Genomic DNA, 10,447 nt, shown 5'->3' on the forward strand with positions numbered 1-10,447 from the left:
CCCGGCACAATACGAAGCGAGCACCACGCTTACCGCCGAGAAGGTAGCCTGACCACCTCACACCGACCCTGTCCGTCGAAACGGGTCAATCCCAATCCGCACACAACCTCCGCGACATGTGTGCTCCACACCGCCAGCGCCCCACTCACCCGCGCTAGGTGCAACGCTCCTAACCTCGCACCCCACCCATCTGCACCCCGACTCCCGCTCTCCCGCTCTCCCGCTCTCCCGCTCTCCCGCTCTCCCGCTCTCCCGCTCTCCCGCTCTCCCGCTCTCCCGCTCTCCCGCTCTCCCGCTCGGCGGATCCCCAGTACCCCGCTCACTCCACACGGCACGGACTCCACCGAGCCCGCCGCTCCGCCTGCCCCACTCACTCACATCCTGCGCACCCCGCCAAGCGTCGCCAGGCCGCGCGCACTCCACCACGCACCCCCACAACACGCGCTCCACACCCCACGCGCTCCATCAAGCTCGCCGCCCACCTGCCGCCCATTCAGCCACCCCCGGCGACCCCGCCACGCGCCCCGCGCTTCATCCCCCCGACACACCCGCGTGCCTCGCGACCCAGCCCCCAACACGCCCTCCGCCAAGCCCGCCGCCCCACCTGCCCAAACACCCACGGCCGGCGACCCGCCCCACAACACGCACTCCGAGCCCCGCGCATCACCAGACCCGGCGCACCGCTCCACGCTCTCGCGTCGCGCGTACTGCCCGACCAGGCTTCTCGCTCCGCGGAGCCCGCCGTCTACCCGCAGTTCCCGCATCCCGTGCGCGCGGGCGCCCCGCCACCCAAGCCGGAGTACCGCGCCGGGCGCCTCCTCGCCCGGTACCTCGGCGATCGCGGACGCTCCACACCGTGCGTTTCCGCCGCGTGTTCCCACCACCTGCGCCCACCGCGCGCTTGCTCTGTCGAACTCAGGCTGCGGAGTACGGGCTGGGGCACCGGAGAGCCACGTGGCTTGGTGTTGGTCTGGCGGCGGACGGCTCAGGTTGTTGCGAAGGATGGTGGGCCGGGGTCGGAATCGGTTGTCGGGGCGGCGCCATACGTCGCGAACTGTGCTGCGTTCGCAAGAGTGGCGTCGGTGGACTTCCAGCGGCTTGTCCGCGTTCCAACGGTGGCGGGTGCGGGCAGGACTGTCCTGCTCCATGGCTCGGGATCGCGCGAGGACGGAAGGACAGGTGTCGAATCCACCAGCTCGGATGCGCGCGGTTCGGGCGCCTTTGACTCGGGTGTGCGTGGCGCGGGCGCACGTGACTCCGGCTCACGTGACTCGGGTGTGCGTGGCGCGGATGCGCGCGGCTCGGATGCGCGCGGCTCGGGCGCACGCGACCCCGGCGCACGTGACTCCGGCGCACGTGACTCCGGCGCACGTGACTCGGGTGTGCGTGGCGCGGATGCGCGTGACTCGGGTGCATGCCGCTCGGTTGTGGGTGGCATCGGCGCGCGCGGCTCGGGTGTGGGTGGATTTGGGGACTGGGTGGTGGTGCGCGGCGGTTTGTGATGGTGAGGGCTTGGTGGGTCTGCCCAGGTGGGGCGGGTGACGTGGACTGTGTCGTTGGTAATGGTGATGTGCCAGTGGCCGGCATGGAGGTCGGTGTGGTGGCGGCGGCAGAGGAGCACGAGATTTGATACTGCGGTGACGCCGCCGTCGATCCATGGGATCAGGTGGTGGGCGTCGCACATGACGGGTGGGGCGCCGCACACGACGCAGCCGCGGTCGCGGGTGTTCAGGGCGCGTCGCATTGCTCTTGTGACGAGGCGTTCGCTTCGACCGACGTCCAGTGGTTCTGATTTCGAGCCGAGGACTACCGGGATGACCTTCGCGTCGCATGCCAGCCGTCGAATCGTGGCGGCGGACAATCCGTTGCTGTACACGGTCTGGCCGATCGCGTCCGCGGTTGCCGCTTTCAGGTCTTGAAGGTCGATCGTCACGGTGATGTTCGCCTTGGCACCGAAGCCGGGCACCACATCACCACTCGAACCTCCGCGCCCAGCAGAGTCCGCAGAGCCTGAGGCGCTCGCGACTGCTGGTTGGGTGCGTCCTGCGGAGTCCGCGGCGCTCGCAGTTTCTGGCGGGGTGCGCACTGCAGCGTCCCCAGACCTCGAGAGGCTCGCGGCCGCTGGTGATGTGCGCCGTGGGGAGTCCGCAGACCCCGACGGGCTCGTGACTGTTGGTGAGATGCACTCCTCGGAGTCCGCGGACTCCGCAGGGGTCGCGACCGATGGCGGGGTGGTTGTGGAGGGTCGGCGGATGGTGGGGGTTGGGGTGCCGGCGTCTAGGGCTGTGGCGGCGAGGGTGAGGGTGGTGGTTAGGGCGTCGGCTTGGCGCTTTTCGCGGGGGCGGGGGTCGGGGGCGCCGTCGATTGTGTTGTGGGGGCGGGCGGCGGTGATGATCAGGGTGCGGAGGAGTTCGGCGTTCTCGTTGGCCAGGTAGCCCTTGAACTTCACGCCGCGGTCGGCCGAAGTCAGGGTGAGGGTCTCGCGGGCGGCGGCTTTCTGTTCTTCGGGTTCGGGGCCGTCGGTGTCGAGGATGTCGCGGGCCTGGACGGCGGCTTTGCGCAGCTCGGCCGGGGGTAGGTGGCGGGCGAGGCGGACGAGTTCACGTTCGGCGCAGTCGAGGTCGTCGACTGGCACGGTCGACGGTGTCTTTTCCAGCTCGAGCACGATGGCCTCCGCCTGGGCCGACCGCATCAGTACGCCGGTCTCCGGGTCATCAGCCAGGGCAGCGGTGACCGCCTGGTATTTCGGTAGCGCGCGGGCGAGCTGCACATCGCGACGGGCACGGTAGTGATCGAGGCGGTAGCGGTACTCGATGAACTGGATTGTGTCGCGGGCACCGACAGCCTCCGCGTGGCCGCTCCGGTCCAAGGCCGCTAGGAGTCGCAGGCGGTGGGCCTCCAGTCGGGCGAGGTCGGCATGGCTCTGGTCGAGAGCGCGCACGAGCTCGCGCTCGCTCATCACCTCAGGAGGCCGCTCACCCAGGAGTTCCATACCCCAAAGCCTAGACACCCCCTCCGACAGTTTTCAAAGCCAGAACCCCTTTATTTCAAGGGAACTCGTCATCCACAACCTAAACACCCTGTGGATATTGCCATGAGCAACTATCAGGTCCGCCAACGAGTAACGCGTGGGCAGTGGAGGTCAGGGCGTGCAGGGCTGCGCCTTGGGTTCTTTCGGTGGTGATCAGACCGGCGGCACGGAGGACTCTGGTGTGGTCCGAGACGGAGGCCGGTGAGATGCGTAGCCGGCGGGAGAGCTGGGTTGTGCTGGCGGGGTGGACGAGGGCTCGGAGTACGGCGGATCTGGTGCGGCCTAGGAGATCGGCCAACGAGTCAGCGGTGGCGAGTTCGGTGGCGGGGAGTTCCGCGCACGGGTAGATGAGGACGGGACGGCGGTCCGGGACGTGCATGACTGAGCAGGTGGCCGCGAGCGGCGACGGGTAGAGCTCCAGGCCGCGGCCGTTCAGGTGGATGTCGGCGGCTTGGTGGTCGGTGTCGTCGGGGCTGTAGGTGGTGAGGACCGGAGCGGACCAGTCGACGTCCGGGTGCAGAGAAGACAGGAGTGCGTCGACGCCTTCGTGGAGGATCGTTCGGGTACGTCGCCCCAGGTCGGCACTGTAGTGATGGTGTAGTTCCGACGGGGCCAGGACGTGCTGGTGGAAATCGCGCACGGCCGCGCCCAGGGCTCGACGGGAACCGGACCGACCTGCAAGCAGGCCCTGCATGTATAGGTCGATCTGGGGCGGTAACCACGGACCTAGCTGCTCGCGGATCACGTCTGCCGGCGTGTCCATCAGCGCCTCGACGGCGGGCTCCAACCCGCCGGTGACGTCGGGGACCAGGAAGCCCGGGAACAGGCCGCCGGGCGAGATCAGCTTGAAGAGTGGGCGCATCGAGCCCCGGACTCGGGGTCCTGCCGAGCGGCGCCACCGGCAGACCGCGGGCGAGAGCGATGGTTGGCCCAGCGCGCGGGCGGCGAGCGCGGCCTCCCGAAGGGGATGCGGTTCGGCCGGGAAGGTGACCCGCCCGAGGTCCGCCGCGGTGAAGTGGACCCGGATCATCCCCCGATTGTGACCGCAGAACACAGCCGTGGGCAGATTCCTTCGGGCAGACTTCTTCGGTTCAGGCCGAAACCGGTCGCGGGGGACAGTCCTGCTCTCCGACGCTGGTTCGATGAAGCGTCTGGCAGTTCTCATCGTCCTGGTTCTGACCGTGATCACCTCACCGGCGACCGCGAGCGCCGCATCCACCCACCGACCGACGGAGTACGTCGTCTCGACCACTTCCGGCGACACGCCTGAAGGGATCGCGGTGACGCCTGATGGCACGATGTACGTCACCAGCGTCGGCACCGGCGCCGTGTACCGCGGTACCACCCGCTCCCCCAAACTGACCCAGTTCCTCGCCGCCGGCAGTGACGGCCGGACGTCCGCGACCGGTGTCCACGTCGACCGCTGGGGCCGCGTCCTGATCGCCGGCGCGGGCACCTCGAAGCTGTTCCTGTACGACGCCCGCGGCCGCCTGCTCGCCGTACGCCGGGCCGCCGACGGCTCGTTCCTGAACGACTTCACTATCGCCGGTGACGCCGTGTACGTGACCGATTCGGCACACAATCAGATCTGGCGTGCACCGCTCACGCGCGACGGACTAGGCGAGCTCGAACCGTGGCTCACGCGCGACAGGATGCAGCCCACGCCGTACTTCCTCAACGGCATCGTCACCGACGGCCGCGTGCTCCTGGTCGGCGAGCAGGGTCAGGACGTCACGTACCGGATCGACCTCCGCACGAAGCAGGTCACGGTCCTCGACGTCCCGAACGGCATCCTGTCCGGCGACGGTTACCTCCTCGAGGGACACCGCCTGTACGCCGTCTACAACGCCGGCGGCGGCAAGTACGTCACCAGGCTCGCGCTCCTGAACCACGACCTCACCGAGGCAACGCTGCTCGCGGATTCAGCCCCCAGTACAGCGACCCCGACGACGATTGCTCGCGACCGCGGCCGGCTGCTGTGGGTCAACAGCCAGCTCGACGGTGCTCCCGGAACGCCGCCGTACACCGTGACCGTCGTACCCGGGCTGCGTTAGAGGTCGTCGGTGATGCGGGAGAGGGCTTCGCCGGCTTTGAGGACCAGGGCTCGGTCGGGCTCGTCGAGGCGGCTGAGGAGCTTGGCGAGTTCGTCGGCGGCTTGACGGCCGGAGGCTTCGACGGTGGCGGCGCCGGTGTCGGTGAGGACGACCGCGGTGGCGCGGCCGTCGACGGGGTCGGGCTCGCGGCGCACCAGGCCGGACTGCTCGAGCGCCGCGACCGTGGTGGTCGCGGTGGGTTGTGAGCACGGTACCCGAGCGGCGATCTCGCCGATCCGGATCGGTTGCTCGTCGGCGATCAGCATCAGGGCCAGGAACTGCGTCGGGTGCAGGAGTGTGGTGGTCCTGCTCCGGCGCAGGTGCCTGACGATCCGGTGCATGCTGACCAGCAGCTGCAGTGCTTCCTGCGCCATCGCGTCCACCTCCGTCGGGAAGCGCCATCCTGGCACAGCGGTCCAAATTTCTCCCATCTCCGCAGCTTGATCTCCGGCCGACAGAGGCCGCTCCTGGTGGCGTGCGAGAGCGCCCGTTCCACCAGGCGGCGCGCCGAGCCGTCGCTTCCCCCGCGCTGCCCAGCCGGCGTCTCGACGTACGCCGATGACTTTCGCGTCGCGATCGCCTCTGTATGAGTAGGAGGTGGTCCCCATGACCAACGGGCTGGAAAACAAGAATGTGGTCGTCTACGGAGCCGGCGGAGCGGTCGGCAGCGCGGTCGCTCGCGGGTTCGCCCACGCAGGCGCCAGGGTGTTCCTGACCGGGCGGAATCCCGACAACGTCAACACCGTCGCAAAGGAGATCTCCGCCGCGGGCGGGGCCGTCGAAACCGCGGTGGTCGACGCCCTGGACGAGAAGTCCGTCACCGAACACCTCGACGCCGTCGTCGCCGACGCGGGCAGCATCGACGTGTCGTTCAACGCGATCGGAATCTCACCGCGAGGACTGCAGGGAATCCCCTTCACCGACCTACCGGTCGACGACTTCCTGCGGCCGGTCACGACCTACGCCCGGGCCCACTTCGTGACCGCGAGGTCCGCCGCACGGCACATGATCCCTCGCGGGGCCGGAGTGATCATGATGCACACCCCAGAACCCGCCCGCGTCCCCCTGCCGTTGGTCGGCGGCATGAGTGTCGGCTGGGCGGCGATGGAGGCCCTGAACCGTGCGCTGTCCGCCGAATGGGCGCAGTACGGCGTCCGCTCGGTCTGCCTGCGGACCACCGGAATGGTCGAGACACCGGTCATCGACATCGTGTACGGACTGCACGCGGACGCGTTGGGTATCCCCCAGGACCAGTTCACCGCCGCCGCCGGCGCGATGACCCATCGCAAGCGGCCCACGACGCTGGCCGAACTCACAGCGGTCGCGGTGTTCCTCGCCTCCGACCAAGCGTCCGCGATGACCGGAACCGTCGCCAACCTGACCGGCGGACTCGTCGTCGACTGACCACCCGACGCTCCGGCCACCGCACCACGGCGGGGGCCGGAGCACCCCTTATGAGAGGTGTGAACAATGAGCGATCTCCTAGCGAGCGCGGTCGCCGCACACGGTGGTATGGACCGATGGAATCGGATCCGGGCGCTCCGCGTCGACGCCGCCATCACCGGTGCCTTCTGGCAGATCAAAGGAAAAAGCGATGCGCTGAAGGCCATCCGCTTCGAGGTGGACACGACCCGACAACGGCTGACCATGGACTTCGTCGGTCAAGACCGACGGACGCTCTTCCAGCCCGACAGGGTCGAGCTGCAGCAGCTCGACGGCACCGTGGTCGACGCGCGGGACGACCCGGAACGATCGTTCGACGGCCATCAGTTCCAGACGCCGTGGGACGATCTGCATCTGGCGTACTTCACCGGCGAAGCTCTGTGGACGTACCTGAACACACCGTTCCTGCTCACCTCACCGGGGTTCGTCTGCGAGGAGATCGCGCCCATCGAGGTCGACGGTGAAACCTGGCGGCGGCTCGGCGTGACGTTCCCCGACCACATCAAGACCCACACCCGCAAACAGGTCTTCTGCTTCGGGCCGGACGGGCTGCTGCGCCGCCACGACTTCGCCATCGACATCGTCGACCCCGGCACCGAGTCACAGCTGTACGCCGCCGATTACCGCACCGTCGACGGCATCGTCATCCCAACCACTCGCCGGGCCTACGCCACCATGGGCGACGACCAGGTCGTTCTGGTCGCCATCGACCTGGGCGACATCACCGTCCGCTGATCCCGCTGTCCCTCCACACCAGGGAGAATCATGCGCACCATGGTTGGACCCACAGCCGGCAGCGAGGATTTCGGAACGGTGAGCGAACCGTTCCGGCGAGAGTTGCTGGCCTACTGCTACCGCATGCTCGGCTCGGTCCACGAGGCCGAAGAAGTGGTGCAGGACGTCCTTCTCGATGCTTGGCGAGCCTACGAGGGCTTCGAGGGAAGGTCGTCACTGCGGACCTGGCTGTATCGGATCGCGGCCCGGGCCTGTTTCAAGGCGCTCGAAAAGAGCCGGCGCAGGCCACTGCCCGCCGATCTCGGTGCCCCCGAGGCAGACCCGCAGGCCAGGCTGGTCGAGCGAACCCCAGAGGTGCCGTGGCTCCAGCCGATGCCCGATTTCCTGTTCACCGCCGCGCCGGTCGATCCGGAAGCAGTCGTGGTGGAAAGACAAACGATGCGGCTCGCCCTGGTCGGAGCGCTCCAACAGCTACCGCCCCGACAGCGAGCAGTGCTGATCCTGCGCGACGTACTGCAATGGCGAACCGCCGAGGTTGCGGAACTGCTGGACCTGTCGACCGCAGCCGTCAACAGCGCCTTACAACGAGCCCGGGCGCAGGTTCCGCTCAGCGAAGACGACCTCACCGAACCTGTCGAGCGACAGCAGCGGGCTCTGCTCGACCGGTACACCAAGGCCTTCGAAACCGCGGACGTCGATCAACTCGTCGCGGTGCTGACCGAGGACGCACGCTGGGAGATGCCGCCGATCGCGACCTGGTTCGAAGGCCGCGACACCGTCGTCGCCTTCCTGGCCAGAATGATGCCGACGATCGGACCGGCCGAACTGGTCGCGACCTCCGCCAATGGACAGCCTGCCTTCGCGGTGTACGCCCGCGGTCACGACGGCGCGTATCATCCGCACGCACTGCACGTACTGACGCTCAGCCCCCGAGGCGTCAGCCGGATCGTCGCCTTCCACGGCTCCGGACTGTTTCCGCTGTTCGGACTCTGACGGGCGACGGCATGCCCGACCAGGGAGACATCACCGAGTACGACGCTGCGCTGCATGCGCAACTGCGGCTGTTCTGCCAGCTGATGCTCGGATCGACCGACGCCGCCGACTGCATGCTTCAGCAGATCTACCACCAGCAAGAAGATCTGCCATCGGACCGCGTTCACCTGTTCCGCGTCGCAGCCGGGCTCTGCGGAGTCCGCCGATAGCGGCCCTCCTAGTCAGAGATGGACCGAGAGGATGCCGAGTGCGAAGGCGAGGCCGGCGAGACCGAGCATGGTCGTTGCCAAGCCGATGAGACGGCGCTGGAGGACCGGGAGCTCGGCGGACGTCGCGAAGACGCGTTGCGGCCAGTGGCGCCAGGAGACGTACCAGAAGATGCCGGTTGCGATCAGCAGCAGGAGGCCTTTGACCGCGTGGATCTGCCAGTGATCGTGATTGAGCAGCAGCAGTACGGCGCCGCTGAGCGCGATCGCCGCGATCAGTCCGACCACCTTCCACCGGTTGCCTGAAGCAATCACAGTGGTGAGTGACTCGCGGCCGTCCTGGTCCTTCCCGAAGTACTTCTTCAGCTTCGGCTGGACGACGAACAGCGAGTACGCCATCCCACCCACCCAGGCCGCCGCGAGGCCGGCGTGGATGATCGCGACGAGGGCGGTCATCGCTGCACCGGCCGCGCGAACGCGTGCGACGGGAGCAGGACCGCCCAGGTGAGCAGCTGGTTGGTCTTCTCGATCCGTTTGGCCTCGATGGTCACAGCACGACAGTAGGTCCATCGCGGGTGCACCAGCCGGTAGCCTCGCGGGATGGACCCCTGGCAGACGTTGACGACCGACTACGAACAACGCCGAGCCAGGGAGGACTCCCTGGACCAGTTGATGGAGTGGGAGGCGCAGCGCTCGCTGATCGGCCCGGTCAAGGGAAAGACGATCCTGGACGTCGGCTGCGGCAACGGCGGGAAGGCGATCGAGTTCGTCCGGGACCACGGCGCCGCTGCCGTGGTCGGGGTCGACATCGGCGCGCAGTTCCTCAGACCGCCGGCCGATCTGGACGTCACACTCCTCACGGGGGACCTGTCGGCGCTCGACGAGATCGACGCGCTGGCGGGTCGGCGGTTCGACGTGGTCGTGTTCCTGCAGTCGCTGGCCTACGCCCGGGATCGCGCGCGAACCCTGCGCGCGGTGCGGTCGCTGATCGCGGATGACGGCGTACTCGTGGTGTCGATGGCCCATCCGATCAGGTACGCCGTGGAGCGGTCGGAGCGGGACGGGGTGGGGATCGGCGACGCGTATCACGCGGTCGGGCCGTACTCGTACCCGTCGCTGTGGAACCCCGACGTCACCATCACGCATACGACCGACACGTTCTCGTCGATCCACAATTCCCTGACCGGCAACGGTTTTCGCGTCGATCAGGTGCTCGAGCCGCAGCTGTCCGAGGAGAACAAGCGGCGCTATCCGCACAAGCAGGCGTGGTTGTCGCAGTACGTCGGCATCATCATCTTCCAGGCCCGGCCCGCGTGAACGAGGTCCAGGTTCTGCATCGCACCGGCCAATGGTGTCCCGGCCGTCAGCTCGGTCAGGTCGTCGCGTACGACGTCCACATCCTCCCGCAGTACCAAGTCGCCGGGCGTCCCACCGTGGAGCGCTGCTACCTGCTCCTCGGCGAAGGCGTCCAACTCACCAAGCCGGCCGTGTTCGCGGGCCCGATGGAGGGCTGGTGGTACGTCGACCTGATCGAGCTCGAACGCACCGATCAGGGCCTGGTGGTCCACGACATGTACGTCGACTTCCTGATCCCGCCAGCGCAGAACCGCTACCAGATCCTCGACCTCGAAGAACTCGCCGACGCACTCACCGCCGGCAAGCTCACCCCGGCCCAGTGCGCGAAGGTCCTCACCACAACCCAGCAGTTCATCCACCGCTACCTCCGCGGCCCCGAAGAAGGCCCCCACGGCCCCTCTGCCGAGTTCCCACCCCCTGAGGTGACGACCCTCGAGCAGCTCCCGTCCTTCTTCGAGAAGGTTAGCGACTAGAAACGAACAGGCCCCCGGAAGAGGCGGGTTCATGCGGTCCTCGCAACACCTCGATTTGAGGAGTTGCGGGGACCGTGTCGTTTTCGGAGGAGTTGGCCGGCCTGTTGAGGTTGGTGG

General features: G+C 68.0%; 11 protein-coding genes. 7 read left to right on the plus strand and 4 right to left on the minus strand.

Features of this window, described 5'->3' with window-relative positions; genetic code table 11:
* Window positions 1–985 precede the first annotated feature (985 nt).
* Window positions 986–2,992, minus strand: coding sequence for a DUF222 domain-containing protein (locus ACWGID_RS41320; protein ID WP_452204903.1), 2,007 nt, complete (start codon window positions 2,990–2,992; stop codon window positions 986–988).
* 79 nt (window positions 2,993–3,071) lie between these two features.
* Window positions 3,072–4,061, minus strand: coding sequence for a winged helix-turn-helix domain-containing protein (locus tag ACWGID_RS41325; RefSeq protein WP_452204905.1), 990 nt, complete (start codon window positions 4,059–4,061; stop codon window positions 3,072–3,074).
* Between the two features lie 112 nt (window positions 4,062–4,173).
* On the opposite strand from ACWGID_RS41325, the gene ACWGID_RS41330 reads away from it, so the two are divergent.
* On the plus strand, window positions 4,174–5,085 hold the full coding sequence (locus ACWGID_RS41330; RefSeq protein ID WP_452204907.1) for an SMP-30/gluconolactonase/LRE family protein: 912 nt from the start codon (window positions 4,174–4,176) through the stop codon (window positions 5,083–5,085).
* Here ACWGID_RS41330 and ACWGID_RS41335 read toward each other — a convergent pair.
* Entirely contained in the window at window positions 5,082–5,498 is a 417-nt protein-coding gene (locus ACWGID_RS41335) for a MarR family winged helix-turn-helix transcriptional regulator (protein WP_452204909.1), read from the minus strand. The genes ACWGID_RS41330 and ACWGID_RS41335 overlap by 4 nt on opposite strands.
* Before the next feature lie 232 nt (window positions 5,499–5,730).
* Here ACWGID_RS41335 and ACWGID_RS41340 point away from each other — a divergent pair, with 232 nt between their 5' ends.
* From ACWGID_RS41340 to ACWGID_RS41355, 4 genes are all read left to right on the plus strand, one after another.
* Window positions 5,731–6,528 (plus strand): SDR family NAD(P)-dependent oxidoreductase, encoded by a 798-nt coding sequence (locus ACWGID_RS41340; protein ID WP_452204911.1) that lies wholly within the window; start codon window positions 5,731–5,733, stop codon window positions 6,526–6,528.
* Between the two features lie 66 nt (window positions 6,529–6,594).
* A complete protein-coding gene (locus ACWGID_RS41345; RefSeq protein WP_452204913.1) occupies window positions 6,595–7,302 on the plus strand; it encodes a hypothetical protein in 708 nt (235 codons plus the stop codon).
* 39 nt (window positions 7,303–7,341) lie between these two features.
* On the plus strand, window positions 7,342–8,295 hold the full coding sequence (locus ACWGID_RS41350; RefSeq protein WP_452204915.1) for a sigma-70 family RNA polymerase sigma factor: 954 nt from the start codon (window positions 7,342–7,344) through the stop codon (window positions 8,293–8,295).
* Between the two features lie 11 nt (window positions 8,296–8,306).
* Window positions 8,307–8,504, plus strand: coding sequence for a hypothetical protein (locus tag ACWGID_RS41355; RefSeq protein WP_452204917.1), 198 nt, complete (start codon window positions 8,307–8,309; stop codon window positions 8,502–8,504).
* A gap of 12 nt (window positions 8,505–8,516) precedes the next feature.
* Here the strand turns inward: ACWGID_RS41355 and ACWGID_RS41360 are convergent, their stop codons facing one another.
* Window positions 8,517–8,957 carry a hypothetical protein gene (locus ACWGID_RS41360; RefSeq protein WP_452204919.1) on the minus strand — a complete coding sequence of 147 codons (441 nt, stop codon included), beginning with the start codon at window positions 8,955–8,957 and terminating at the stop codon, window positions 8,517–8,519.
* Window positions 8,958–9,101: 144 nt separating this feature from the next.
* Between ACWGID_RS41360 and ACWGID_RS41365 the strand changes: the two genes are divergently transcribed.
* A complete protein-coding gene (locus tag ACWGID_RS41365) occupies window positions 9,102–9,818 on the plus strand; it encodes a class I SAM-dependent methyltransferase (protein WP_452204921.1) in 717 nt (238 codons plus the stop codon).
* Complete coding sequence (locus tag ACWGID_RS41370; RefSeq protein WP_452204923.1) at window positions 9,815–10,330, plus strand: hypothetical protein; 516 nt, start codon at window positions 9,815–9,817, stop codon at window positions 10,328–10,330. Before ACWGID_RS41365 ends, ACWGID_RS41370 begins: the two co-directional genes overlap by 4 nt.
* The last annotated feature ends 117 nt before the right edge of the window (window positions 10,331–10,447 follow it).

Source organism: Kribbella sp. NPDC054772 (assembly GCF_053611945.1).